The sequence below is a fragment of the Paenibacillus sp. sgz302190 genome (assembly GCF_059820445.1).
Map to the genome: position 1 here is coordinate 149,176 of NZ_JBZYAO010000005.1, position 26,145 is coordinate 175,320.

Below are 26,145 nucleotides of genomic sequence, written 5' to 3' on the forward strand. Positions count from 1 at the left end.
ACGATACGGATGAAAGTGACTTATAAGCTGGAAGCCTTTGAAGGCCCTCTTGATCTATTGCTGCATCTCATCGATAAGAACGAGCTGGATATTTACAATATTCCGATTAAGGAAATAACCGATCAATACTTGGATTACGTAAATGCCATGCAGGAGCTTGAACTTGAAGTAACGAGCGAATTTCTTGTCATGGCCGCAACGCTGCTGGCCATCAAAAGCAAAATGCTGCTGCCCAAACCGCCGGAAATCGAAATCGAGGACTATTACGACGAATTTGACGATGAGCTGGATCCGCGGGCGGAACTGGTGCAGAAGCTGATTGAGTACCGGAAATACAAGTCGATTGCCGATATGCTGCGCGATAAGGAAGTGGAGCGGAGCTTGGTGTATACGCGCGAACCGGAGGATTTGACCCCTTTCCTGCCTGAAGTGCAGGAGAATCCGGTAGAAGGTCTCGATGTTACCGACCTGCTGATCGCCTTTCAACGAACGCTGCGCAAATTGACCAACCGTAATGTAGTCGCAAAAATTCGCAGAGATGAAATATCTGTAAAAGACCGGATGCGCGAAGTCATCGATTTGCTTAGCCTTAAGGGCGGGAAACTGCTGTTTTCAAAGCTGTTCGATTACGATATGACCCGCGAAGAAGTGGTCGTCACTTTTTTGGCTCTGCTGGAGCTGATGAAAATGAAAAAGGTTACGTGCTTCCAGCACCGGTTGTTTGAAGATATTGTCATCCATGCGAAAGAGGAGGAGGCTGAATTTGACGCTCAATTTTCAGCAGATGAAATCAATTATTGAAGGACTGCTCTTCGCCGCAGGCGACGAAGGTCTGGACGCCAAGCAGCTCGCCGAAGTGATGGAGCTTGACTTGCACCTGGTTAAAGATATGGTTCATGATATGAAGGCTGATTTTAAACGCAAAGGCCGCGGCATTCAAATCGTTGAAGTGGCCGGTTCTTTTCAGCTGACGACGCTTGCCGAGCATGCTCCTTATTTTGAGAAGCTGGCGTATACGCCGTCGCGCTCCTCGCTTTCGCAAGCGGCGCTGGAGACGCTTTCCATCGTTGCATACAAGCAGCCGATTACGAGAGTCGAAATCGAGGAAATTCGCGGAGTCAAATGCGACCGGGCGCTGCAAACGCTGACAGCCAAAGACTTGATCGAAGAGGTCGGGCGCGCGGACGCGGTGGGGAGACCGATTTTGTACGGGACGTCCAAGCAATTTCTTGAATATTTCGGATTGAGCTCCATTCAGGAGCTGCCGGATTCGTCCAAGTTCCAGGCGAGCTTCGATTTGGAGGAAGAGACGCGCATGCTGTTCGACAAGCTGGGCGGGGAGCAGATTACTTTTGAGGATATGAAAAAGGAAGGCTTGTAAAAGTACAGGGAAATCCATCATTTTCGGCATCGTTTTGCAGGCCGGAATGGTGGTTTTTTTGCGTTATGAACGATTCGAAGGCTGTGGTGTGCATTTCATTACCAGCACAAGGCCATACTAACCAGAGGCGCCGTGATGGAAGAGACTTCGTACGGCATGTGTGGATAAGGAGGGCCGATGGCTTTGTGGTGGTTTGGAACGATATGCATCCTGTTGATTATAGCCGCGATCGCATTTTTCATAAGTTTTATCGAAGGGGAGTTTTACTTTTCGCGCGTCAGGGACAACGATCAGCTTGCCGTTGAAATCCGGGCGTTGTACGGGCTCGTCAAATTTCGATACGCCATTCCGGTCATCCAATTCAAAGGATTCGCCGCAGGGATTTTTATTAAAAGAGAAACGCTCAATCAAGCTGTAGCTTTCATGCAGGGGGAAGACAAGGCGCACATTACAAAGGATAAAGTGGTCGATTTTTTTAAGCGCGCCAATCTGGCTCTTGAAAGCACGCGGGACTTTTACGACTGGTTCAAGCAAACGATGTCGCGGGTGGCTTGCAGCAAGTTGACGTGGATAACGCGGGTAGGCATTGGCGATGCTTCCCAAACGGCTGTCACGACCGGGGCTATTTGGGGGATTAAATCTTCTTTGCTTGGTTTCGGTTTTAAATACGTCAACTTGATTGCGAAACCGGAAATTTCGGTCATTCCCCAATACAACGAGCCGCAATTCACGACGGAATTGGTGTGCAAAGGCCGCATTCGCATGTGGCATGCAGTGTGGGCGGGGGTTAGCCTGCTGGTGCGGATCGCCAAAGTAAAAGGCGGTTTCCGGACATGGTATGAAGTTTTGCGAAAACCCCGCGTCAAAACAGCCTCTTGAATGCGTGAATGGCTGATTTTCTATTTTTTAATTATGATGGAATTAATAGGAATATAGAAAGCGGCGGATTGGGATTACATATTTCCTCATGACGTTGGTTAAGCTAAAAATGCTTATTACTAAAGGCTTAAAGACAGGGAGGAACATGTAATGACTGAGCATCCGATACAAGGTCTGATGAAAGTGGCGATGGAAAATATTAAGGAAATGGTAGATGTCAATACTATAGTCGGCGATCCGGTAGAGACGCCTGACGGTAGTGTCATCATGCCGATTTCCAAAGTAGGCTTCGGCTTTGCCGCGGGCGGCAGCGAGTTCATGACCGATTCCGAAATCGAAATCGAAGGCGGCATGGGCAGAACTGAGGCGCTGAGCGCTAAAGTCGCTCTTCCTTTCGGCGGCGGCAGCGGCGGCGGCGTCTCGATCACTCCGATCGCGTTCCTCGTCGTCGGCAAAACCGGCGTGAAGATCGTACCGCTCGACAATCAGACGCATATTTTGGAGCGCCTGATCGATTCCGCCCCGCAAGTGGTGGACAAAATCCAGGCGATGCTCAAAGGAATGGGCACGCGAAGCACTTATTCCACGACCGGAACGGCGGAAGCAAAAAACGCTGCGAACGAAGATCATCAAAATTTTATCGTGTAGAGCAAGCGATATAAAAGCCGAAGAGACCGCCCGGGGCAAGCAAATTTGCTGCTTGGGACGGTCTCTTTTTTTGCTGGCGGCGCCGGGGTCGTTGCGCAGGAGGGAGGGTGAGGCAAGCGCTGAATCTGCTGCGCAGGGTGGGGAGGCAAGAGCTGGAGCTGCTGCCGGGGGCAACCACGCGCCAGAATTTCGTACCGCGCGCAGCTCCCGGCGTGCGGTGCTGCGCTGTATGACGACGGCGGTTGGTCGCCGGCCGTACAATCTGCCTGGTTGCGCGAAGAAAACCTGCAAAAGTGCAGTTTTTGCTCAATGGATGCGCTGGCCACGACAAATTCCTGCAATTGTGCAGGCTTTTTGCCGCGAATATGGGCTCAGACTCATTTTCGGGGAAAATTCCTGCACAATCGCAGGCTTTTCGCCAAAACGAGGTACTTTCAAGGAAAAAGCCTGCACTTTTGCAGGTTTTTGGGCTGTGTAGCCAAGTGAGGGAGGATGTCTCTCGGTAGGCGCACCAAAGCAGGTATTCGTCGTCTCCCAATTGACACACCAAACGAGTATTCGCTGTTTCCCCATTGGGTGTATCAAAGAGGTATTCGCAATCTCCCATCGAGCACATGTAACCGGGATCACCATCACCCCAACGGGCACACCAAGCAAGTATTCGTCACTCTCCATTGAGTCGCACCTAGTCGGTAATCGCCGTCTTCCCATTTAACGCATCTAACCGCTATATGCCGCATCACTAATTGGAGCACTTAACCGGTAACCGCCCTTTCCTAATAGGCACACCTAACCGGTATCGCCATCTTCCCATTGGGCGCATCTAACCGGTATCGCCATCTTCCCATTGAGGCGCATCTAACCGGTATCGCCGTCTTCCCATTGGGGGCACCCGGCCGGGAGCATATCGTCTGCGCGAGGCGAATCGATGCGCCGCGGACCCGGTTTTCGCATTCTTTTCGGCAGAGCGAAACCGGCTTTTGCATATCCTTTCGCCTGCCGCATATACTTGTACAAAGTTTTGGCACGGACAACTTGCAGCCGTCCGCTTTGATTGTATGTACAAGCTACAAGCTCTTCCAGGGTAGGAGGATAAGGATGAAAACGAATTGGATAAAAACCGTGCTGTGGCCGGCGATTGTGGCGATGCTTCTGCTGCCGGTGGGCACCGCTCAGGCCGCTCCGCCGCCCCAAATCGATACGAATGCGGTCGGCGCATCCCTTATCGATGTGGAATCCGGACGGATTTTGTACAGCGAAAAGGGAGACGTTCCGATGCGCATAGCCAGCCTGACGAAAATTATGACCGCCATTGTAGCCATTGAAAACGGCAAGCTGTCCGATAAGGTCAAAGTCAGCAAAAACGCTTTCGGCAAGGAAGGTTCGTCGATCTACTTGAAGCTGGGCGAAGAAATGAGCCTGCACAATATGCTCTACGGACTGATGCTGCGGTCCGGCAACGATGCGGCCACGGCGATCGCCGAGCATATAGGGGGCAGCGTCGAAGGCTTCGTCTACATGATGAATGAAAAAGCGAGAATGCTCGGGATGGATCACTCGAATTTCACGAATCCTTCCGGTCTGGATGAGGGGGAAGGACACCGCTCCACCGCCAACGATATGGCCAAGCTGACGGCTTATGCGCTGAAAAATCCGATTTTCCAGGAAATCGTAAGCACCAAGATGAAAAAAGTTCCGAACCCGAGCGAGAGCTGGGATTACACCTGGCTCAACAAAAACAAAATGCTGAGCATGTTCGAAGGCGCCGACGGCGTAAAAACCGGCTATACCAAGCTCGCCAAACGCTGTCTCGTAAGTTCGGCGTCCCGCGGCGGCCAGCAGCTTGCCGTCGTCACGCTTAACGATCCGAACGATTGGGCGGATCATGCAAGGCTGCTGCAGTACGGATTTCAATATTATCCGCTGCAGCAGTTGGCTTTGAAAGGCGAAGGCATCGAGGGGACGCCTTGGGTCGTCGGCAGGACGACGTCTTATCCTTTGGCGGACGGCGAAAGCGGGACGATCAGCAAAAAACTGGAGCTGGTCGATCCGGCCAGCACGGCATACCGTCTTGGTGATAGAGGCGTGCTCAAACTGTATTTGAACGAGCGGCCGATCACCGCGATCCCGCTGTACGACAAGGGAAGTCCGCGTCTGAAGGAACAGGACCAGTCGGCCTTCAGCTTCAAGCAGGGGCCCGTCTACAAAGAAACGCTCATTTCGCGCTATGAATTTATTTGCAAATTGCTGATTCAAAAGCTGTTCTCAATTTCCGAATCCGCTTCGGACGATTAGGGGGAAAGCGCCGTGGTGAACTGGATCTGGTTGTTTTTTATCGTTGTCGGATTTGTGGTCGCCGCTGTGAACGGCAATGTGGAAGCCGTCACGCAGGCTGCGTTCGACGGGGCCAAAAGCGGGGTCACCGTATGCTTCGGGCTGATCAGCATTCTCGTCTTCTGGCTCGGCATGATGCGGATCGCCGAAGACGCCGGCATTCTCGGCAAGCTGGCCGTGCTGCTGCGTCCGCTCGTCCGCTTCCTGTTTCCCGGCGTACCGAAAAATCACCCGGCGATCGGCTATATTATGTCCAATATGAGCGCGAACATTTTGGGGCTCGGCAATGCGGCGACACCGATGGGCATCAAGGCGATGCAGGAGCTGCAGAAGCTGAACCCGCATAAAGATACGGCGAGCCCGGCCATGTGCACGCTGCTCGCGCTCAACACGTCGAGCATTACGTTAATTCCGACGACTTTAATTGCCATTCGCATGAATTACAATTCGGTGAATCCCGCTGAAATCGTCGGAACGACGTTGATCGCCACGGCGATTTCCACGGCGGCCGCTATCCTTGTCGACCGCTGGTACCGCAGATCGGCTACGCCTCTGCCTCCGTCCAAATAAGCGCCGAAAGGATGATTTGCCATGTACGCCATCGTATCCGTTATTTCCGCATGGGCCATCCCCGTCATGATTGTATTTATTCCGCTGTACGCGGCGTACCGCAAAGTTCCGGTCTACGAATCGTTTGTCGATGGAGCCAAGGACGGCTTCGACACCGCGATCAAAATTATTCCGCACCTCGTGGGCATGATGGTAGCCATCTCCGTATTTCGGGCGTCCGGCGCGATGGATATGCTTATTTCCTGGACGCGGCCGTTTTTCGAAAGCATCGGCATCCCGACCGAAGTTTTGCCGCTGGCCATCCTGCGTCCGATAACGGGGGCAGGATCGCTTGCTTTTACAACGGACTTGATCGAGCAGTTCGGACCGGATTCGATGATCGGGCGGATCGCCTCGACGGTCCAGGGCAGCACCGATACGACACTGTACGTCATCACCGTCTACTTCGGCGCGATCGGTATCCGCAAAGCCGGCTACGCGCTCAAAGTCGGGCTTATTTCCGACCTGGTCGGCTTCGCCGCCTCCATTTTTATTTGCTATCTTGTGTTCGCTTGACCGCTGCGCTCTTGTGATTTGCTTCATAAATCGTTATCATTAGCTTGAGGTGAAAGCGGACAATGGAACGACTGCAAAAAGTATTGGCAGAAGCGGGTATCGCTTCCCGCAGAAAGTGTGAGGACATCATCACGGCGGGAAGAGTGCAAGTGAATGGAGAGGTGGTCACGACGCTCGGCGTGAAGGTGGACCCCAAGCAGGACGAGATTAAAGTGGACGGGCGGACGATTAACCAACAGAAAAAACTGTATCTGCTTTTAAATAAACCGAAGGGTGTCATCACAAGCGCTACCGATCCCGGCGGCCGCAAAGTCGTTACGGACTTCCTGCCCGGCATCAAAGAGCGCGTATACCCGGTCGGTCGGCTCGATTACGATACGGAAGGGCTGCTGCTGCTGACGAACGACGGGGAGTTTGCGCATTTGCTGACGCACCCGAAGCATCACGTGCCGAGAACGTACCAGGCAACGGTCAAAGGAGTGCCACACGGCTCGCTGCTGGACAAGCTGAGAAACGGCGTGCAGCTTGAAGACGGCATGACGTCTCCGGCCGAAGTCGAATATGCCGACGTCAATCCCGAGAGAAATGAGACGGTCGTCGAAATTACGATTTACGAAGGCAGAAACCGTCAGGTGCGCCGGATGTTCGATTCCATTTCGTTTCCGGTGATCAAGCTGAGACGCATCAAATTCGGCCCGCTCTTTTTAACGGGAGTGCCCCGCGGCAAGTACCGCCATTTGACGCCGAACGAGATCAAGGAACTCGTGGATGCCGCAAACCAGACACATAATATTCAAAAAGGCCAATAGGATTTGGTCTTCTTTTCGTTATAATTGAACATAGGTACGTCTGTAAAATGGCTAAAAATGTGAACAAAAGGTGATGATGGCGTGGGAGCAAATAAAAAATGGGTACAGATCGCGATATTCGCTGTCGTGCTTATTATTGGCGTGTTTACCATTATTACGAATTTGTCAGCTACGGAAAACAAGAAATACCCGCAGGAAGGAGACAAAGCGCTCGATTTCTCGCTGGTCGGGCTGGACGGCATCACGCACAAATTGTCGGACTACAAAGGGAAACCGGTGCTGATCAACTTCTGGGGCACCTTCTGCCCGCCATGTAAAGAGGAGATGCCGGCGCTGCAGAAGCAGTATGAAAAATGGAGCCAGCAGGGCGTCGTATTCCTGGAAGTTAACGTGGACAAAAACAAGGTGACGGTACAAAGCTTTATGGATCAGTACAAGCTGAGCCTGCCTGTCCTGCTCGACGCGCAGGAAGAAGTCCGCAAAATGTACGGGGTTATGGACTACCCGACTACCTTTTTCATAGGTGCGGACGGCAAAGTCGCCGTGAAAAGAATCGGTCAAATGAACGAATCGTACATTGACCAGACGATAGCCTCGATTGCCGGCAAAAAAGAATAGAGGCCGAAGCTCAGGCTGAGTTAACTAAGCAAGTTTTCCTCGCAGAAAACTTCGAGGAGGTTCATCATGTTTACCAACACCAAATGCGAGTGCGGCCATCAGAACCATATCGGCACGACGCTTTGCGAATCCTGCGGCAAGCCTCTGGAAGACGATGACGGCAGCGGCGTTCTGGAAATGCGTTACGACGGGATGGCCCGCCGCTCGCAAAAAGCAAACCCTTCCGCGCTCGACCGGGTTTGGAACTTTTTTTCCTCGGTTAAAATTGCGGTGTACATCATTATCGCCACCTTGCTCGCTTCCGCCGTCGGCACGATCTATCCGCAGGAAAATACGTTTCTCGATATGGATCCGGCGCAATATTACGCGCAAAATTACGGGACGCTAGGCACGATCTATTACAAGCTAGGGCTGTCGCACACATTCAACTCGTGGTGGTTCATCACCCTGCTGTTTATGATCGGCACCTCGCTGGTCGTGTGCAGCCTGGATCGCGTGCTCCCGCTCTACAAAGCGTTATCAAAGCAGCAAATCCGCAAGCACATCAGCTTTTTGACGAGGCAAAAGGTGACCTATACGGCAGAGCTGCCGCCCGGAACCGATCCGGCCGAATGGACAAGCCAAATCGGCGCTCTGCTTCGCAAACGCAATTACCGCATACATAAGGAAGCGGACGGGTCCGCGCTGCTTGCCGAGAAGTACCGGTTCAGCCGGTGGGGGCCTTATATTAACCATATCGGCCTGATCATTTTTTTGCTCGGCGTCTTGATGAGAAGCATTCCGGGCTGGCATATGGATCAGTATATGGGGATTATGGAAGGCGAAACCAAGCGCATCCCGAACACTTCTTTTTACTTGAAAAATGAAAAGTTTACGCTTGCATTTTATGATGAAAGCGCTCTGCCGAAAAGCATTAAGGACAAGGGGCAGGTCGTGCCCAAAACGTACGAAACGCAGGCGGTGCTTTATCACTGCACGGCCGATTGCGGCAATCCGGCGAAAGAGCCTGTGCTCGAAGAAGTCCAAAGGTCGAACATTTTGGTGAACGAGCCTATGGATTATAAAGGGCTTAAGGCGTACCAGTTCGATTACAAGCAGACGCTTATGCTGATTTCCGTCAAACCGAACCTGAGTAATCCGCAGACCGGCGAAGTGTACGGGACGATCGATCTTCCGATGAACAATCCGAAGGACGAATACCAGGCCGGACCTTACAAGCTGAAGCTGAAAGGCTATTTCCCGGAATTCGGCATCGATGAAAAAGGCCAGCCGATCAGCAAATCGAACGAACCGAAAGCGCCTGCGTTCATATTCAGCATCACGGGGCCCGGCCTTGCCGAAGGGGGAGAGCCCTACATGTACTTCCCGCGGCAGGTTGATAAAGAAGCGTTCAGCCAGGATGCGATTAACGGCGCAATCAGCAAGAAGCTGAATTTGTCCGTCAAATCCATGGATGGCGTGCAATTCGCGGAATACACCTCGTATTTGAATATCCGGGTCGATAAAGCGATGCCCTACATTTGGGTCGGGGCGGCGATTTTTATGATCGGCGTCATTATGGGCTTTTACTGGCAGCATCGGCGGGTATGGCTGCGCATCGATAACGGCCGGCTTACGCTGGGCGCGCACACGAACAAAAACTGGTTCGGCTTGCGCAACGAAGTGGCTGCCGCACTCAGCAAAAACAACATTCCTGTCTTGCCTAAAACATTGGAAAGGGGAGAGAAGCAAGAGTGAATGTAAGCTCGGTCAGCAGCACGTTTTTATTCATCGCTTTTTTCGTATATATAGCGGCTTTTCTGCTTTTTGTCCTTTCGATCACCGGAAAAACGTGGAGCAACAGGAACCCGGAAGAGCATACGAAGCGGTGGGGCTTCGCCGCATTCGTCGTTTCCGTTGCCGGATTCGTCTGTCAGGCGACTTTCTTCTTTACGAGATGGTATGAGGGAGGCCATATTCCGACCTCCAACATGTACGAATTCATGACTTTTTTGGGCATGATGATCATGTTGGCCTTCCTGATCGTATATTTGATATACCGCACGCCGGTGCTTGGCGTGTTTGCGCTGCCGATCGGCTTTATCATGATCGCTTATGCATCCGTATTTCCCAGCGAAGTGCAGCCGCTCATTCCGGCGCTGCAAAGCTATTGGCTGAAAATACACGTGACGACTGCGGCGGCAGGCGAAGCTTTCTTCGCGGTAGGCTTTGCCGGCGGCTTGATGTATTTGCTCCGCACGGTCAACTACAAGGGAACTTCGGCGGGTGAAAAGCGGGAGCAGCGCGGCGTTGAATTCACCTTGTTTTTTATCCTTATACTCATTGCTTTTATCGGTTCCATATTTTCTTTCAATGCAGCAGGATATAAAGCGGTGTTCACCAAAGAAGTTACGGCAACGGACGTTTCCGGCGCTTCCGTGACGAACGCCCAGAGCGAAACGTACGTGCTGCCGCCTATCGTTAAGCCGCACGGCACGGCGGTAGCCGAAATGACGCCGTTCCTCGGCATGCAGCAGCCGCTTTTCGAAGCTCCTTCATGGATGGAGGGGGCCAGTGCGGGACGGAAATTGAACACGGTCATTTGGTCGGTTTTGCTCGGATTGGTGCTTTACGGTCTGGCCCGTCTTGTGACGCGGAAGCCGCTCGGAGCGGCAATAAGTCCGATTCTTAACAGCATGGATCCCGAGGACCTCGATGAAATCAGCTACAGGGCCATCGCGATCGGGTACCCGGTGTTCACGCTCGGAGCGCTTATTTTTGCGATGATCTGGGCGCAGGAAGCATGGGGCCGATTTTGGGGCTGGGACCCGAAAGAAGTATGGGCTTTAATCACATGGCTGTTCTATGCCGTTGTTTTGCACCTGCGGCTGTCGCGCGGCTGGCAGGGCAAACGGTCGGCGTGGCTGTGCGTCATCGGTTTTTTGGTCGTGATGTTTACTTTGGTCGGAGTGAATCTGGTCATTGCCGGTCTCCACTCGTACGCCGGGGTTTAAAAGACAACTTAATTGGAAATGGATGTGAGACTGGTGGAAATAAAAGCTAGCATATTGGTTGTTGACGATGAAGAACGCATTCGCAGACTGCTGCGGATGTATTTGGAGAAGGAAGGCTACTTGATCGAAGAAGCCGAAGACGGCGAGACGGCGCTGCGCATGGCGGTCGACTCCGATTTCGACTTGATATTGCTCGATGTCATGCTGCCTGGAATCGACGGCATTGAAGTTTGCGCCAGACTGCGCCAGGTGAAATCCACACCGGTCATTATGCTGACGGCCAAAGGCGAAGAGACGAACCGCGTAAGCGGCTTTGAGGTGGGTGCCGACGATTACGTGGTCAAGCCGTTCAGTCCGCGCGAGGTCATCTACCGGGTCAAAGCGATTTTGCGCCGTTCGTCGGCGACCGCTTATTTGTCCAAAGATGCCGGTTCCAGCAATAACATCGTATTCCCGAATCTGGTCATCGAACACGATGCGCATCGCGTGTCGGCAGGCGGGCAGGAAGTCGCTCTGACGCCGAAAGAATACGAGCTGCTGCATTATTTGGCGGTATCGCCGGATAAAGTGTTTTCGCGCGAAGAGCTGCTCAAGGACGTTTGGAATTACGAATTTTTTGGCGATTTGCGCACAGTGGACACTCACGTCAAACGTCTGCGCGAAAAACTGAACAAAGTTTCCCCTGATGCGGCGGCGATGATTACGACCGTATGGGGAGTAGGGTATAAGTTAGAGGTGCCTAAATAACGTGTTTATTTTCAGAAGTGTCGTAGGAAAATTATGGTTGACGATTATTGGCCTGGTTGCGGTTGTACTGCTCATACTGGGCTTTTTTCTTGTCAATTATATGCAAAATTATTTTGCGCAGGCGAACGACCAGAGAGCCAATATGGAAAAGCTGGCCGAGCAGTTTTCCAATGAAGCTTCGCGGCATTTGTATGACGAGCAGTTTTATAAGCTGAGCAATGAATTGCTCAGTTTTCAGGATGCGAGGATGCTCGTCGTTTCCAGGGAGTTGAAAGAAACCCCTATGCCGGAAGTGGAAGGAAGCAAGCTTGCCGACTTTCACGCCGCGGATTTTTTCTCCGTGAGCGAGCTCGAACAAGTGCTGGCGGGCCAAGTACTGAACAAGCAGATCGGCAAGGACGGCGGCGGGAAATTATTTTCCGGGGCCGAATATTTGGCGGTAGCCGTCCCGCTGCGCAACACGCAGTCCAGTATCGTCGGGGCCACGGTGCTGTATCAATCTTTGCAGTCGTTTGAAGCTACGCAGCAGTACATGCTGAAGCTGTTCATCTACGTGTCGATCGTAGGGTTTCTGATGACGACGTTTTTCGCCTTTTTCCTGTTTTCGCGAATTACGCGTCCCCTGCAGCAGCTGAAAAAAGCGGCCGATTTAATTACGTTGGGCGAATACGGCACGCGCGTTCCAATTATGAGCAAGGACGAGATCGGAGAGCTCGCCAAGACGTTCAACCATATGGGCACGAAGCTGCGGGAGAGCATCGAGGCGCTCAGCGAGGAAAAAGAACATTTGTCCAGCGTCTTGAGAAGTATGACCGATGCCGTCATTACGCTCGATGCGGACGGTTCGGTCATTTTGACGAATCCGAAGGGCGGGAAGATCGTTCAGGAATGGAACTTGATCGAGTGGTCCGAGGAGGACAGGAAGCGTCCGCCGAAGCAGGACACCGCGCTGGGCGATTGGGGGCTGACCAGCTTCAGCTTTCCTTCCGAAGAGCCGATACCTGTCCCGCTCATTCCGCTCTTTGAAGCCGTCGTCGCCGAGTCGTCGGAAGCGTCGTCCAAGCTTTACGTGCAAAGCGGCGTATGGTCGGTGGCGATGACGCCGCTGTATTCGCGCGACCAGGTGCGCGGCGCGGTAGCCGTGCTGCGCGACGTCACGGAGGAGGAGCGCCTCGACAAGCTGCGCAAAGACTTCGTCGCGAACGTGTCGCACGAGCTGCGCACGCCGCTGTCGATGCTGCAGGGCTACAGCGAGGCGCTGCTCGACGACATCGCGGGCACGCCCGAGGAGCGCAAAGAGCTGGCGCAGGTCATCCACGACGAGTCGCTCCGCATGGGGCGTCTCGTGCGCGACCTGCTCGATCTGGCGAGGATGGAGGCCGGCCATCTCGAGCTTTACTTCAGGGAGGTCGAAGTCGACTCCCTGGTGCGCCGCATGCACCGCAAATTCGCGGTGCTGGCCAAAGAGCGCGGCATCGCGCTGAGCGCCGAGCTGCCGGAGCAGCCCCTCATCCTCGCCAGCGCAGATGAGGACAGGCTCGAGCAGGTGCTGACGAACCTGCTCGACAATGCGTTCCGGCATACCGCCGGCGGGGCGCGTATTGCCGTGAAGGCTGAGCCGGCGGTCTATAAGGACCAGCCGGCGATCCGCATCGAAGTCAGCGATGCGGGGAAGGGCATCCCGGCCGACGACCTGCCGTACATTTTCGAGCGCTTTTACAAGGCCGACAAAGCGCGTACGCGCGGCTCCTCCGGCGGCACAGGCCTCGGACTCGCCATCGTGAAAAACATCGTCGACGCGCACCACGGCAGCGTATCCGTGCAAAGCACGTTAGGGCAGGGCACGACGTTCACCATTTTGCTGCCGTGCAACCCGAGGTAAAGAGAGCCTGTCCGACGGAGTTACTTTTGTGCATGCCGGGGAATATGACTGCATACATTGCCGCTTACGCAGCATAATTACTGTCATTTTGCATTCATATACCTTCAACGTGGTTCATCGGACAGACTCCTAAGAGCCTGTCCCGATACCGGATACGAAAGCTCTCATGCTTCGTGCCACACCTAAGCGACTATTCGACACTAAAAAGGCGTTTGCTGAAGTTCTTCCAGCAAACGCCTCTTTTTTTGTAGAATATTCAAAATTAATCTTGTTGTTCGTGAAACAATGCGGTTATTTTCAATTAGGAGTCTGTCCGACGGAGTTACTTTTGTGCATACCCACCGAATAATGACTGCATATCTTGCCGCTCACGCTCCATAATTACTGTCATTTTATATATATACCTTCTACGTGGTTCATCGGACAGACTCCTAGATCGCAAGCGCGCGGACGTTTACGATTTCGGCTTGCTTGCCGAGCTCCTCCAATACTTCGGCTGGAGCCGGCTTGTCGATGGTCAACACCATGATCGCGGAGCCGCCGATCACTTTACGGCCAACTTGCATGGTCGCAATGTTCACGTCGTTGCTGCCGAGAAGCGTACCGACGCGGCCGATAATGCCCGGCTTATCGTTGTGCGAAATGAGCAGCAGGTTGCCTTCCGCGGAAAAGTCGACCGGATACTGATCGATGCGGACGATCCGTTCCCCGAAGCCCGCCAGCAGCGTGCCTGCCAACGTTTTTTCTTCCTGCTTCGTTTTTACGGTTACGGTAACGAGGTTCGTAAAGCTGCTCGTAGCGTTCGATTGCTGGACGATAATGTTGACGCCGCGCGTTTTGGCCATATGCATGGCGTTGACGATGTTGATCGATTCGAGCTGTTTTTCAAACAAGCCTTTCACGATATAACGGGTAAGCGGGCTCGTATCGACATCGGTCAAATCGCCTGCGTAGTTCACGATAATTTCGTTTACCGCGCCATGAGTAACTTGTCCGAGAATGCTGCCGATTTTTTCGCCGAGATTAAAGTACGGCTGCAGCTTGTTGAGCACGTTGGCAGGAACGGGAGGCATGTTCACCGCGTTTTTAAACGGCTCGTCGCGCAAAATGTGCAGCACTTCTTCGGATACGTCGATCGCTACATTCTCTTGAGCTTCAACAGTGGAAGCGCCGAGATGCGGCGTTACGATAATTTTAGGATTGTTCAGGAACGGATGATCCTTTTGCGGAGGTTCCACTTCGAATACGTCGAAAGCGGCTCCGGCTACGATGCCTTGATCGATCGCTTCGACGAGTGCCAATTCGTCAATGATACCGCCGCGCGCGCAGTTGATGATGCGAACGCCTTTTTTCATCAGCTCGAATTGCGGTTTGCCGATCAAGTGGCGGGTCTCGGGCGTCAATGGCGTATGAACGGTAATGAAATCGGCCTGAGCGGCAATTTCATTGACAGTGCCCAGCTTGACTCCCAGTTTCTCGGCGCGCTCTTCGGTCAGGAACGGATCGTAGCCGATGACTTCCATGCCGAATACTTTTGCACGTTTGGCTACCTCACTGCCGATGCGGCCCATGCCAAGAATACCGAGCGTTTTGCCGCGCAGCTCGACGCCGATAAATTTGCGGTCCCACTCGCCGCCGACGGTTTTTTTGTACGCTTGCGGAATGGAGCGGGCAACCGACATCATCATGGCGAAAGTCAGCTCGCAAGTAGCAATCGTGTTGCCGTCTGGAGCGTTAATGACGACGATCCCGCGTTTGGTGGCGGCTTCCAGGTCAATGTTGTCGACACCGACGCCGGCGCGGCCGATTACTTTCAGCTTGGGAGCCGCGTTCATAATTTTTTCGGTAACTTTCGTCTGGCTGCGTACAAGCAGTGCATCGTACTCGCCGATAATGGCGACGAGCTCGTCCTCGGACAGTCCCGGTTGTTTGACAACCTCAACGTCGCTTGCATCATAAAGCATCTGAATACCCATGTCGCTGATCGGATCTGATACTAACACTTTGAACATAATTGTTTCCTCCTCCAAATTTTTCGCATAAAAAAACTCCCAGCCCTTCGGTACAGACAAATATATCTGTATCCAGAAGGGACGAGAGCTAGCTTTCGTGGTACCACCCTAATTCGCTGGCCGCTTGCACGGACAGCCTCACTGGTCTTGCGACCTGGAACTGTAACGGGTTCCCATTCCGATTGCATCTACTGGGTTTTCAATGCAACAACTCTGGAGTGCTCCGCAACATGTTCACTGCCGATTCGCACCTGCCATCGGCTCTCTGAAAGCTACTACTGTTTGCTTGGCTCCGTCAACGCTTCACTGCGATATAAAATTTTCATTAGAGTAACATGCGGCTCAAGGGAGTGTCAATAGGTGTCGATTCAAATTTCACATGTACGCCATATAATGCTCGTTTGTTTCAAAAACTATCGCTTTCGATCTCATTCTATATTAAAAACAGGACAAAAAGCAAGGTATTTTGCTTGATCTTGCGTACAAATTTCGCTATTCTTCATAAAGAAACAAATATTACCGATATGCACGCTGAAAGGAAGGATACACGTGGAGATTGCAAGCATTCATCCGGCGAAGTTTCTTGAGCTGCTTGACAACGGCAAGCTGAAGGCAAGCTTGGTCGTCGATGTGAGAGAACCTCACGAATGGGAGTATTACCATTTGGATGACGCGGTTCTTATTCCTATGCGGGATATTCCCGGGCGTCTGGGCGAGCTGCCCGGCGATCAGGACGTTTACGTCGTATGCGCGCATGGCGTGCGAAGCTATCATGTATGCGGATTTTTGGCCGAAAACGGATACGGCCGCGTCATCAACGTTGAAGGCGGCATGGCGGCCGTCGGCGAGCTTCGCGGCTTTCAATACGACTAAAAAAACCGGGCCTGCTGGCCCGGTTCGGAATCGGTCAATTCGCGTCGAAAAAGAAGGGGAGCTGAGGGAGCGGCTCGTTGTTGTACCATTTGGTCTTTCCTTTTACGAAATCCCCGGAACGCACGGCGTTCGTGCTGAGCAGCAGATCCATCGTCTGGTTCACATCGGCGGCGTTCAATTTTTTAGCTTGTCCGGAAGCGATGAAATCGTCGATGCGAATCGTCAAATCCTGCGGATAGAACGGCGTGAACGATTTGTTGTTCAGCAGCTTGGCCGTGATGTAAAGGTTTTTCACGTTGACGTTCATTTGCCGCCATTGATCGAGATTGGCATTTTTGTTCGAATCGAAAGGCTCCAGCTCCGAATTGATCGTCTCGTTCCAAGCCACGATGGAAGCGAAATAATTTTTTTGGGCGGTGAGCGCCTGTGTGATCGCCTCCAGGTAGTAGGGATCTTTTTTAATGGCGTCGATCAGCTCTGCGCCGTGCATTCCGTTGGCTTTGGATTGATAGTTTTTGAGCGTATCCGAGAACAGCTTCAAGCTTTTCAAATATCCCTCGTGCGACTGCTGCAGCAGCGGTGAGGAAGCCGGCATGCTTTTGCTTTGCAGGGCGTTGTATTTTTCGTCGGCTAGCTTGGACAGCTCTTTCATGACTGCGGAGGAATCGACCGTCGAGCTGCCGAGCTCGATTTGATTGAGCTGTTCGAACCATTTGTTCTGAAATTCCCTAAACGGCAAAAAGATGGTATGGTAATAGGAAACCAGTACTTGCTGGTCGTACGCTCCGGGTTCCTGGACCGCTTCATTGCCGTGCAATATTTTTTCATACTTTTGGTCTGATTTTTGCTGGCCGACCTTGAGGCCGTAAAAAAAAGCGCCCATAATGCATACGAGCATAAAGATGAACATCAGTGCAAATAAATAATCTGTGCGGGTCAGGCGCTTATCCATAATCAGGCTCCTTATTCTCTCTTTTTCTTTTAACTCAGTATAGGAGAAATATGTGGAAAAGGGAATATGCGAGGGAAAGAGGCAGCTTCATGAAAAAATTCGATTTTAAAAATATCCGCTTCGGCAAAGTTGATTTACACGAGTTAAATGACCGGACGCTGCTGCTCAATCTGTACATAACCCAGCTTCTAACTATTATTATCGGATTGATCATTATATTTTTTCAGAGCAATCATCAATTCTTTTCCATGTTTCATTTACAATCCGGCTGGGCCATTCCGCTTTGGGGCGTTTTGTTCGCTCTGGCGGTGCTCGGCGGCGACCTGCTCATATCCAGATGGGTTCCCAAGGAAGTGACCGACGACGGCGGAATTAACCAGATGCTTTTCGGCAATCGGCCGCTTTGGCATATCGCACTCATTTCGATCATTGTCGCAATTTGCGAGGAAATATTGTTCCGCGGAGCGATTCAATACGCCTGGGGACCATATTGGACAAGCATTTTGTTCGCCGCCATCCATATCCGTTACTTGCAGCACTGGCTGATGACGGGGATGGTGTTCAGCATCAGCTACGGGCTGGGCTGGATTTATGAGCAGACGGGCAGCTTATGGACGCCGATTATCGCACATTTCGTCATTGATTTCGTGATGGGCTGCATACTGCGATACAGCAAGGAGGATGACGAGAGCGAATGAACGCCCGCAATCGAACCCCGATGCCGGCAGCTGACGCTGACCGCGCACAGGAAGACGATGATACATACTTACCGCCTAGAAAAGCGGTCCACCCCTCGGAGAGGGGGAAATGGACGCGAATCTTTTATCTCACTTTGTTGTGGCTGTTCGTTATGCTGGTTATCGGTTTGACCGTCTGGGGAATTCGTTATTCCTGAAACTTCCAAACCCGCAAAGTTTGTATGATGATACGGAAGAAGCTATGATAGATTCATAGTTTCTTTTTTTGTTACCAGAAAGGAGCAGTCCAATGAGGAAAGCAAGGAGCATCGGCTGGCTCGTAAAAATGAGTCTGATCATCTGTCTGGCAGTTTCGGGCCTGTTAGCCACCGCCAAAACTTCATACGCCTTGTCTTACGAATATGGGACTTTTCCCAAGGGAAATGTCGGGCTGGCGCGCCCTGATATCGGAGCGGAAGTCAAGCTGGGCGAAAGCAAGAAAGCGGACAGCTATCATTTTTACTTGAACGGTCAGGAAAAAAGCGTTACCTTCGATCCGGACGCTGACACGTATACGTATCATCCGGATGCGGATCTGGCGCCGGGGAATTATTCCGCGAGATTCGTATTTTCATTGTCCGGCTATCAACCGGCCACCCTTGATTGGAGTTTTACGATCATGCCTAATGCGACGGTTCTTTCAAGCACAACGACCGCGGAGCAGCAGCAAGGCTTGAAAGCGATCAACGATTATCGGGCCAAGCTCGGCCTGACTGCGGTCAAATTCAGCAGTGCGCTCAATATGGCCGCCCAAAAGCATGCGGAATATTTGGATCAAAACAAAGTCGATGCCGTACGCACGTCCGTTTCACTGCATGACGAGGACCCGTCGCTTCCCGGCTATTTCGGGCAAAAGCTGGCGGACCGGCTGCAGTATGTCGGATATGCGACCTCCGGCGGCGAGGATGTATCCTACAACCGGGTGACGTTGGTGCAAGCGGTCGACAGCTTATTCGATGCGCCTTACCACCGATCGCCGTTCATGGTTCCCGGCCTCAAAGAGATCGGGATATACAAGAAGGGGGACTACCAGGTCATCGAATTCGGCTACACCGACGGCGGACTGCCCGAACTGGCCGTATCGCCGGCGGGTAACGACGTATACGTCCCGACTTCGTTCGGCGGCCACGAGGTGCCGGACCCGCTTCGAGGTCATCCGCAGACTGATTATCCGGTCGGATATCCGATCATGGCGACGGTCAACGGATCGAACGTTAAAAAAGTAAGCCTGGTCGATTCCCAGCTTAAGGATGAGAACGGCAAAACCGTCAATCTGCTGGTGAATACCCCGGATAATGACGATCATTTGGACACGGGAGTTATTTTGCTTCCGTCCAAGCCGCTGCAGCTCGATACGAGCTACACGGCCAAGATCAAGCTGAATGCCGAGCTGGATGACGGCACGACCAAGACGTTCGAGAAGGAATGGACGTTTAGAACCGAGCCGCTTGACGGCCTGGGAGTGCTCAAGCTTCATCAGGATGCCGTCGCCTATACGTCGCAAATGGCCAATTTCGGCCTGAACCGCACGCATACGGTCACTTTCGGGCTTAACGACAGCGCCTATAAGCTTGACATGGTTTCATTCCCGATGAAGCAGCGGCCTTATATCGAGGACGGAACATCTTACTTGTATATCAGGGATCTTGCCGCGGCGCTGGGAGCGGAAGTAACGTGGGACGATCAGCAGAAAGCGGCGATTTACAAAAAGAAAGATAAGACGATCGTTTTTTATACGACGCGCGGCGCCTATTCGCTGAACGGAACGGAGCACGAGACCGATTCGCCGGCGCAGCTTGTTCAGAATACGACAATGATTCCCGTCAGGCTGCTGTCCGAGACGCTCGGGGCCAAAGTCAGCTACGTCGACAGCACACGCACCGTAGTTATCAATTATTAAACGCCGAAGGGGCTGGCCCGCTAGTCATCGATCATGACTGCGGGCCGGCCCCTTCGCTATGCGCACGGCGGTCTATCTCATCTCGAGCTCGATGGCCCGAGGGTCTACGAAAGAATACCCTTTTTCCTCCAGTTTCGTCAGGAGCGAATCGAGAACCGAGACGGTCCAGGGAAGCTCATGCATCAAAATGTTGCTGCCGGGATGCAGCTGTTTCAAAACATTGTCGACCACTTTGTCCGGATCGTTTTTCTTCGTCGTCATTTCCCAGTCCAGCGAGCCGTTGGACCAAGTCATGTAGAGGATGCCGGCATTTTTGATTTTGTTTTTGAGATAATCGTTGCCAAGGCCGAAGGGAGGTCTGAAAAAGTGCGGGGCCTCGCCGGTAAGCTCCTTGACGATATTTTGAACGTCATCGATCTGCTGATCGATTTTGGCATCCGTTTGTTTGTTCAATTCGATGTGATCCCAGGAATGATTGCCGATAATCTGCCCGCTGTCATGCACCAGCTTCACAAGCTCCGGTTTTTGCTTGATGCGGTAGCCGTTCATGAAGAAGATCGCTTTGGCGTTATGCTTCTTTAGCGTATTAATGAGACCTTCGTTCATTTCTTTCTCTTTCGGGCCGTCGTCGAACGTTAAAAGCACAACTTTTTTGTTGCCGTTCGGATCGTTGGGGACGATATCATAGTTTTTGTTCATATGATACTCTTTTTTTACCTGCTGATCGGGAGGCTCTGTCGCTGCCGCAGGCGTGGGGCTCGGAGTCGGTGACGGCGTCGCGCTCGGCGAAGCTGTCGGTGCGGCCGTCGCCGCGGCAACGTTGCTGCTGCTGGCAGGGGCCGGCCCGGCATTTTGCGGACCGCATCCGCCAAGCAGCAGGCAGGCGCTGATGCAAACTAGACTTAATGGTTTCATGCTTATAATCTCCCTCGATCCTGATTGATGTCCAACTCTATATTATCACATTTTCCGGCTGCAATCGCCTTTGATTTCCTGCCCGCAGCGCGTATGCCCGCCTTCCGATTCGAACAAGCTATTTATGATTCATACTACTTTTTCGGAGGGATTATAATGAGATTGAGATTGGGTACATTCCTGCTCGGCGGCATTGCGGGCGCGGCGGCCGTCATGTATTTGAGCCGCAGAAACAAATCGATGCTGTTCTCCGCATTCAGCTCTTCCGGCGAAACGATGGGCAAGGCGATGGGGAAAGCAAAAAATACTTTGGCGAACAAAACGTTTAAAAAATCGGCTGCCAATATGGGTGGCAATATGGCAGCTATGGGTGGCGGCGCTGCGGACGGACTGCATCAGGTCGGAAAAATTGTCAATGAAGATTCGTCGTTGAAAGCTACGGTCAATCAAATATTGGAACAAAATAAGGAAAATACGGCGGCCGTTCAATAAAACATACATCCTGCGCACAGTTAGGGAACCCACGGGGCCGGCTGTGCTTTTTCATTTATACTTATCTTTCGCGTGCATTTCTCATCAAAAAATGTTAACATGGAAATTGAAAACGTTAAGGGCCGCATGTCCAATTTAACGTTTCGCACTCACCTTTTTTTATTTTCGCTCATATTCTGTTTTAACGAGAGCAGACCACACGCTTGCGATGGCGGCTTTTTTTCAAAAAAACGATATCGCTGACGATGCTGGCTTTCCAGTCGGAAAGCTCCGAGGAGGATCCTATCATGAAAATTGAACGCTTAAGTCAGGATAAGATACGGATTTTCCTAACATTCGATGACTTAACTGAACGCGGGATTCAAAAAGACGATATGTGGAGGGAAATTCCAAAAGTACATGAGCTTTTTAGCGAAATGATGGATCAGGCTTATTCCGAGCTGGGATTCGATCCGTCCGGTCCGCTTGCAGTCGAGGTGTTTGCGCTTCCTGCACAAGGAATGGTAGTCATCGTGACTAGAGGCAAGCTTGACTTGTACGCGAACTCGGATTCCTATGAGGATCATGAGGCTGACGAAGTGTATGAAATGGAAGTGACGCTCGAACAGAGCGATCTGATCTCGTACGCATTTCGCGATTTCGAAGACTTGCTGCGCGTTGCGAAGATTATCAATCCGCTTCTGATGGAAGGCGGAAGCTTGTATGCATATAAAGAAAGATACATTTTGCAATTGGAGCCTGTAGAGCTGGAAGATTCCAAATATCAAGCTTTGATTGCCGTACTTTCCGAATTTGGGGAAGCAGCGTCGGTAACGCAGGCTATTTTGGAGGAATATGGAAAAGTAATTATCGCTGACGACGCCGTGAAAGTGCTGTGTCACCATTTCCGGTAACATTTTTTCGAATCGTTATGAAACAAGCATCTTCAAAAACATTCGTTTTTGCAAGGTGCTTTTTATGTTGAACAACTGGGGGCGCTGCAGATGGCTGGATCGGAACGAAAACAAATTGCGCCTACTCCTGCTGCCGTTGATTTGGATAAGCTGTTATCCTATTATCAAAAGCAATTGCGGGAAGAAGCGTATTTTTATTTGCAAAAAAGAGGGATTTCAGAGGAAACTGTCGGGCAGTTCGGCATCGGTTTTGAAATCGGGAAAATCGGCTTCTATGTGGATCAAAATCAATTGGCCGGCTATTTCGAGAACCGCGTTATCGTGCCGATTCGCAATTATGACGGTGAGGTCGTCGACTTGATCGGACGCTCGATCGACCACAGGGAGCCGAAGTACAAGCCTTTGTACGGTGTGGATCAGTTTCTGTTTAACTATGAAGTGCTTCGGGAATCGGACGAAGTCGTGCTTTGCAACGGCATTTTCGACGTGATGATGCTGACTCAAGCGCGGCTGCCGGCCGTATGCGTGCCCGATTTCGCCGTGTTCAAAGACTATCACGTTCAACTCTTTGCGAATAAAAGGGTTTACATTTGCATGGGGAACGACGAGACGGGGAGAAGGGAGTCCACCCGCATAGAATCTTTGTTAAGCGAACATGCTAAGGAAACATATATTGTTAATTTGCCGGAAACGATCCGGGATATTAACGATTTGTTCGTGCGGGCGCAAAATCCTGCGGAAGCGTTCGTCAAGCTGGTGAACGAGGCCGTGGAAGAAACGATGCTGGCGCCCGTCGCGCCCGATATCAAAAACAGCACCGTTTATTTGGAAGAGTATATGAAGCGCTTCCGGGGCCAAGTTTCGGGCATCAGTTCCGGGTTTGCCAAGCTGGACACGATTTTGTTCGGCGGCTTCGGAGCCGGTCTCTACTTGCTGGCCGGCACCGGGGCGATCGGCAAAAGCATGCTGCTGAAGCAAATGGCGGACCATATCGCACTGCAGCAAACGCCGGTTATTTTTGTTTCCTGGGATATGACCAATTTTGAGCTGTGGGCCCGCAGCATCGCGAGAATTATCGGGATCGCCCCGCAGAAAGTGCTGGGAGGCAAAGCGGACCCGGATCAAGTCGCCGAAGCCAACAAGCAGTACGGCAAAATCAGCAGGACGCTCTGGACGCTGGAATGCACGATGGACACGAGCCTTGATCAGGTGGCGGCTTCGATCGAACGGATTGCCGTCATCGCCGGCAAAGAGCCGGTCGTCTTCATCGATCATCTGCAGCGCATACCTGTAGGCAAGCAATTGGCCGGATTGACTTGGCAGCAGCAGCAGGCGGCTATCGCCTACACGCTTAAGCAGTGGTCTCGCGAGTGGAACAGTCCGATCATCGCCGCATCCGCGCTGGAATCCGGGCAAGAACATGTGCCTGAAGGCGTGCAGGCTTCCGCCGATGTCGTCATGATTTTGAAGCAAAAAGGTTTGAAAGAAAATCACGTGCAGCCGCTGTCTCTGGAACTGACGAAAAACAGAAACGGCACGCTTGGCTTCCTGCCTGTATTTTTCCATAACGATCAGGCATTGTTTACCGAATAACTCGACCATGAGGGGGTCCCTATGGCTCATACCGAAAATTTGAATGTGCTGGAATCGACGCAAACCGTCATTCACGAAGCGCTCAGACGTCTGGGCTACTCCGATGAAATGTATGAACTGCTCAAAGAACCTTTGCGCGTGTTGACCGTGCGGATTCCGATCCGCATGGATGACGGCAAGGTGAAGGTGTTCACAGGCTACAGGGCGCAGCATAATGACGCTGTCGGCCCGACGAAGGGCGGCGTGCGCTTTCACCCGGATGTGACGGAAGACGAGGTAAAGGCGCTCTCGATCTGGATGAGCCTGAAATGCGGCATTTCGGACCTCCCGTACGGCGGGGGTAAAGGCGGCATCATTTGCGACCCGCGGGACATGTCTTTTCGCGAGCTGGAGCGGCTCAGCCGGGGGTATGTCAGAGCGATCAGCCAATTGGTCGGGCCGTCCAAAGATATTCCGGCGCCCGATGTGATGACGAATTCGCAGATCATGGCCTGGATGATGGATGAATACAGCCGGATCCGGGAGTTCGACGCTCCAGGGTTCATAACGGGCAAGCCGCTGGTGCTGGGGGGCTCCCATGGGCGGGAAACGGCCACCGCCAAAGGCGTTACGATCATGATCGACAAGGCCTTGCAGAAAAAAAATATCGCGCTGCAGGGCGCCCGGGTCATCATTCAAGGCTTCGGCAACGCCGGCAGCTATTTGGCCAAATTCATGTACGAGGCGGGAGCCAAAGTTATCGGCATCTCCGATGTGCACGGGGCTTTGTATGACCCGAACGGTCTCGATATCGAATATTTGCTTGACCGCCGGGATTCGTTCGGCACGGTGACCAAGCTGTTCAAAAATACGCTCACGAACCGGGAAATTTTGGAGCAGGATTGCGACATCCTCGTTCCCGCGGCGATCGAGAACCAGTTGACGAGCGACAATGCGGACCGCATCAAGGCAAGCATCGTGGTGGAAGCGGCGAACGGGCCGACGACCCTGGAAGCGACGCAAATATTGACGGACAAAGGCGTGCTGATCGTCCCAGACGTTTTGGCCAGCAGCGGAGGCGTCATCGTTTCTTATTTCGAATGGGTGCAAAATAATCAGGGATATTACTGGACGGAAGATGAAGTTCATGCCAGGCTGCAAAATGTCATGGAAAAGTCCTTTGAAAATGTCTATAATGTTCATAGCACGCGCGGTGTCGACATGCGGCTGGCCGCCTATATGGTAGGCGTCCGCAAAATGGCCGAAGCCTCCCGGTTCAGAGGGTGGGTCTAGCAGGCGGCCGCGCAAAAACGAAGCAGAAGGGGAGTTATACATGCAAGTACTGTCTATTTTGTTGGCAGCTATCGCACCGGGTCTCTCCCTGCTTGCCTATTTTTATCTTAAAGACCGCTACGAAACTGAGCCGATTCATTTGGTCGTCCGCATGTTTATTTTCGGCGTGCTACTTGTGTATCCGACTATGGTGCTGCAGCGAGCGTTTATTGAAGAGATCGGGAATGGCAACATTACGACCGCTTTCTTTTTGTCCGGCGGAATTGAAGAGTTCCTGAAATGGTTCGTTTTGTATCATTTGATTTACCGCCATGCCTCGTTCGACGAACCGTATGACGGCATCGTGTATGCGGTGGCCGTCAGCTTGGGGTATGCGACGCTGGAGAACATTATATACGCGTTCCTGAACGCGTCGTCGTTCAGCGCGTTGATGGTTCGCGCTTTGCTTCCTGTGTCCGGGCATGCGCTATTCGGAGTGATGATGGGCTATTACTTGGGCAAAGCGAAGTTTACGCCGCACAAAACGCAAACGTATATGTGGTACTCGCTGCTTTTTCCGATTTTATGGCACGGCGTGTTCGATTACATTTTGCTTGTGGCCAAAACGTACTGGGTTTGGATCATGATCCCGGTGATGACGTACCTGTGGATACGCACGCTGTGGCGCGTGAATAAAGCGAACGCCCATTCTCCGATGAGGATCGCTTCCCGCGACGAAAAGATTAAAATGCACTGAATTTGGCCATAATGGACATAAACAGACGTATGGTTGAATGTTCCGCCATTGCCGGGAGGGTGCACATGTCCGAAACGAGAGTCAAAGTGACGATCCGCTGCAAACAGTGCGGCGAAAGATTCGTTTTGAAAGGCAAAAAAGAAAAGGGCAAGATCGAAACGGGATTCCGTCAATGCATTTGCAGCAATGAGCACGATTTCGACGTGGAGACTGACGATTAGGAGAGGCGATTCTTATGGAATCGGCCTCTTTTTTCATTTTCAGGCAGGTCCCGCTTAGCGTCTCGAAACCATTCTCCGTAAAGTAATTTCGGATGTATAAACCTTCATTTCCGGGCAGAAACTAACGGCAAGT

At 52.2% G+C, this 26,145-nt stretch carries 27 protein-coding genes and 1 other annotated feature; of the genes, 24 read left to right on the forward strand and 3 right to left on the reverse strand.

The window, feature by feature from the left end:
• Nucleotides 1-9 precede the first annotated feature (9 nt).
• From AC6RNO_RS08575 to AC6RNO_RS08640, 14 genes are all read left to right on the forward strand, one after another.
• Nucleotides 10-801, forward strand: coding sequence for a segregation and condensation protein A (locus AC6RNO_RS08575; RefSeq protein WP_474681464.1), 792 nt, complete (start codon nucleotides 10-12; stop codon nucleotides 799-801).
• Nucleotides 785-1,381: an SMC-Scp complex subunit ScpB gene (scpB, locus tag AC6RNO_RS08580; RefSeq protein WP_474681678.1), complete on the forward strand. Its 597-nt coding sequence runs from the start codon at nucleotides 785-787 to the stop codon at nucleotides 1,379-1,381. Before AC6RNO_RS08575 ends, scpB begins: the two co-directional genes overlap by 17 nt.
• 177 nt (nucleotides 1,382-1,558) lie before the next feature.
• Entirely contained in the window at nucleotides 1,559-2,260 is a 702-nt protein-coding gene (locus tag AC6RNO_RS08585; RefSeq protein ID WP_474681463.1) for a DUF2953 domain-containing protein, read from the forward strand.
• A gap of 150 nt (nucleotides 2,261-2,410) precedes the next feature.
• Nucleotides 2,411-2,908, forward strand: a complete 498-nt coding sequence (gene ytfJ, locus AC6RNO_RS08590; protein ID WP_474681462.1) for a GerW family sporulation protein — start codon at nucleotides 2,411-2,413, stop codon at nucleotides 2,906-2,908.
• Between the two features lie 229 nt (nucleotides 2,909-3,137).
• Nucleotides 3,138-3,386 carry a hypothetical protein gene (locus AC6RNO_RS08595; RefSeq protein ID WP_497105195.1) on the forward strand — a complete coding sequence of 83 codons (249 nt, stop codon included), beginning with the start codon at nucleotides 3,138-3,140 and terminating at the stop codon, nucleotides 3,384-3,386.
• Between the two features lie 620 nt (nucleotides 3,387-4,006).
• Complete coding sequence (locus AC6RNO_RS08600) at nucleotides 4,007-5,203, forward strand: serine hydrolase (RefSeq protein WP_497105196.1); 1,197 nt, start codon at nucleotides 4,007-4,009, stop codon at nucleotides 5,201-5,203.
• Between the two features lie 12 nt (nucleotides 5,204-5,215).
• A complete protein-coding gene (locus AC6RNO_RS08605; protein WP_474681459.1) occupies nucleotides 5,216-5,812 on the forward strand; it encodes a nucleoside recognition domain-containing protein in 597 nt (198 codons plus the stop codon).
• Between the two features lie 21 nt (nucleotides 5,813-5,833).
• Entirely contained in the window at nucleotides 5,834-6,367 is a 534-nt protein-coding gene (locus AC6RNO_RS08610; protein ID WP_474681458.1) for a spore maturation protein, read from the forward strand.
• 62 nt (nucleotides 6,368-6,429) lie between these two features.
• On the forward strand, nucleotides 6,430-7,176 hold the full coding sequence (locus AC6RNO_RS08615; protein WP_474681457.1) for a pseudouridine synthase: 747 nt from the start codon (nucleotides 6,430-6,432) through the stop codon (nucleotides 7,174-7,176).
• 81 nt (nucleotides 7,177-7,257) lie between these two features.
• Nucleotides 7,258-7,794: a redoxin domain-containing protein gene (locus AC6RNO_RS08620; RefSeq protein WP_474681456.1), complete on the forward strand. Its 537-nt coding sequence runs from the start codon at nucleotides 7,258-7,260 to the stop codon at nucleotides 7,792-7,794.
• A 66-nt stretch (nucleotides 7,795-7,860) separates the two neighbouring features.
• The gene (gene resB, locus AC6RNO_RS08625; RefSeq protein WP_474681455.1) at nucleotides 7,861-9,531 is read left to right on the forward strand and encodes a cytochrome c biogenesis protein ResB; all 1,671 of its coding nucleotides are present in this window, start codon (nucleotides 7,861-7,863) and stop codon (nucleotides 9,529-9,531) included.
• On the forward strand, nucleotides 9,528-10,787 hold the full coding sequence (gene ccsA / locus AC6RNO_RS08630) for a cytochrome c biogenesis protein CcsA (protein ID WP_474681454.1): 1,260 nt from the start codon (nucleotides 9,528-9,530) through the stop codon (nucleotides 10,785-10,787). The genes resB and ccsA overlap by 4 nt, the downstream gene beginning before the upstream one ends.
• Nucleotides 10,788-10,820: 33 nt before the next feature.
• Complete coding sequence (locus AC6RNO_RS08635; RefSeq protein WP_474681453.1) at nucleotides 10,821-11,534, forward strand: response regulator transcription factor; 714 nt, start codon at nucleotides 10,821-10,823, stop codon at nucleotides 11,532-11,534.
• A 37-nt stretch (nucleotides 11,535-11,571) separates the two neighbouring features.
• Complete coding sequence (locus AC6RNO_RS08640; RefSeq protein ID WP_497105197.1) at nucleotides 11,572-13,416, forward strand: ATP-binding protein; 1,845 nt, start codon at nucleotides 11,572-11,574, stop codon at nucleotides 13,414-13,416.
• Between the two features lie 431 nt (nucleotides 13,417-13,847).
• Here the strand turns inward: AC6RNO_RS08640 and serA are convergent, their stop codons facing one another.
• Complete coding sequence (serA, locus tag AC6RNO_RS08645) at nucleotides 13,848-15,428, reverse strand: phosphoglycerate dehydrogenase (RefSeq protein WP_497105198.1); 1,581 nt, start codon at nucleotides 15,426-15,428, stop codon at nucleotides 13,848-13,850.
• A gap of 74 nt (nucleotides 15,429-15,502) precedes the next feature.
• Nucleotides 15,503-15,736: a binding site (T-box leader), on the reverse strand.
• A 241-nt stretch (nucleotides 15,737-15,977) separates the two neighbouring features.
• Between serA and AC6RNO_RS08650 the strand changes: the two genes are divergently transcribed.
• Nucleotides 15,978-16,301 (forward strand): rhodanese-like domain-containing protein, encoded by a 324-nt coding sequence (locus tag AC6RNO_RS08650; protein ID WP_497105199.1) that lies wholly within the window; start codon nucleotides 15,978-15,980, stop codon nucleotides 16,299-16,301.
• Nucleotides 16,302-16,335: 34 nt separating this feature from the next.
• Here AC6RNO_RS08650 and AC6RNO_RS08655 read toward each other — a convergent pair whose 3' ends face one another.
• Entirely contained in the window at nucleotides 16,336-17,253 is a 918-nt protein-coding gene (locus tag AC6RNO_RS08655; RefSeq protein ID WP_497105200.1) for a hypothetical protein, read from the reverse strand.
• Between the two features lie 89 nt (nucleotides 17,254-17,342).
• On the opposite strand from AC6RNO_RS08655, the gene AC6RNO_RS08660 reads away from it, so the two are divergent.
• The 3 genes from AC6RNO_RS08660 to AC6RNO_RS08670 all read left to right on the forward strand — a co-directional run bounded on the left by AC6RNO_RS08660 (nucleotide 17,343) and on the right by AC6RNO_RS08670 (nucleotide 19,890).
• On the forward strand, nucleotides 17,343-17,951 hold the full coding sequence (locus AC6RNO_RS08660) for a CPBP family glutamic-type intramembrane protease (RefSeq protein WP_497105201.1): 609 nt from the start codon (nucleotides 17,343-17,345) through the stop codon (nucleotides 17,949-17,951).
• Between the two features lie 109 nt (nucleotides 17,952-18,060).
• Complete coding sequence (locus AC6RNO_RS08665) at nucleotides 18,061-18,207, forward strand: hypothetical protein (protein WP_474681447.1); 147 nt, start codon at nucleotides 18,061-18,063, stop codon at nucleotides 18,205-18,207.
• A 33-nt stretch (nucleotides 18,208-18,240) separates the two neighbouring features.
• A complete protein-coding gene (locus AC6RNO_RS08670; RefSeq protein WP_497105202.1) occupies nucleotides 18,241-19,890 on the forward strand; it encodes a stalk domain-containing protein in 1,650 nt (549 codons plus the stop codon).
• A gap of 72 nt (nucleotides 19,891-19,962) precedes the next feature.
• Here AC6RNO_RS08670 and AC6RNO_RS08675 read toward each other — a convergent pair whose 3' ends face one another.
• Nucleotides 19,963-20,805: a polysaccharide deacetylase family protein gene (locus AC6RNO_RS08675; RefSeq protein ID WP_488437793.1), complete on the reverse strand. Its 843-nt coding sequence runs from the start codon at nucleotides 20,803-20,805 to the stop codon at nucleotides 19,963-19,965.
• A gap of 156 nt (nucleotides 20,806-20,961) precedes the next feature.
• Between AC6RNO_RS08675 and AC6RNO_RS08680 the strand changes: the two genes are divergently transcribed.
• The 6 genes from AC6RNO_RS08680 to AC6RNO_RS08705 all read left to right on the forward strand — a co-directional run bounded on the left by AC6RNO_RS08680 (nucleotide 20,962) and on the right by AC6RNO_RS08705 (nucleotide 26,012).
• On the forward strand, nucleotides 20,962-21,297 hold the full coding sequence (locus AC6RNO_RS08680; RefSeq protein WP_497105203.1) for a hypothetical protein: 336 nt from the start codon (nucleotides 20,962-20,964) through the stop codon (nucleotides 21,295-21,297).
• A gap of 287 nt (nucleotides 21,298-21,584) precedes the next feature.
• Nucleotides 21,585-22,190: a genetic competence negative regulator gene (locus AC6RNO_RS08685; RefSeq protein WP_474681443.1), complete on the forward strand. Its 606-nt coding sequence runs from the start codon at nucleotides 21,585-21,587 to the stop codon at nucleotides 22,188-22,190.
• 90 nt (nucleotides 22,191-22,280) lie between these two features.
• Entirely contained in the window at nucleotides 22,281-23,783 is a 1,503-nt protein-coding gene (locus tag AC6RNO_RS08690) for a DnaB-like helicase C-terminal domain-containing protein (RefSeq protein WP_474681442.1), read from the forward strand.
• A gap of 21 nt (nucleotides 23,784-23,804) precedes the next feature.
• Complete coding sequence (locus AC6RNO_RS08695) at nucleotides 23,805-25,055, forward strand: Glu/Leu/Phe/Val dehydrogenase dimerization domain-containing protein (protein ID WP_497105204.1); 1,251 nt, start codon at nucleotides 23,805-23,807, stop codon at nucleotides 25,053-25,055.
• A 40-nt stretch (nucleotides 25,056-25,095) separates the two neighbouring features.
• Complete coding sequence (gene prsW, locus AC6RNO_RS08700) at nucleotides 25,096-25,791, forward strand: glutamic-type intramembrane protease PrsW (RefSeq protein ID WP_474681440.1); 696 nt, start codon at nucleotides 25,096-25,098, stop codon at nucleotides 25,789-25,791.
• Nucleotides 25,792-25,856: 65 nt separating this feature from the next.
• Nucleotides 25,857-26,012, forward strand: a complete 156-nt coding sequence (locus AC6RNO_RS08705; RefSeq protein WP_474681439.1) for a hypothetical protein — start codon at nucleotides 25,857-25,859, stop codon at nucleotides 26,010-26,012.
• Nucleotides 26,013-26,145 lie beyond the last annotated feature (133 nt).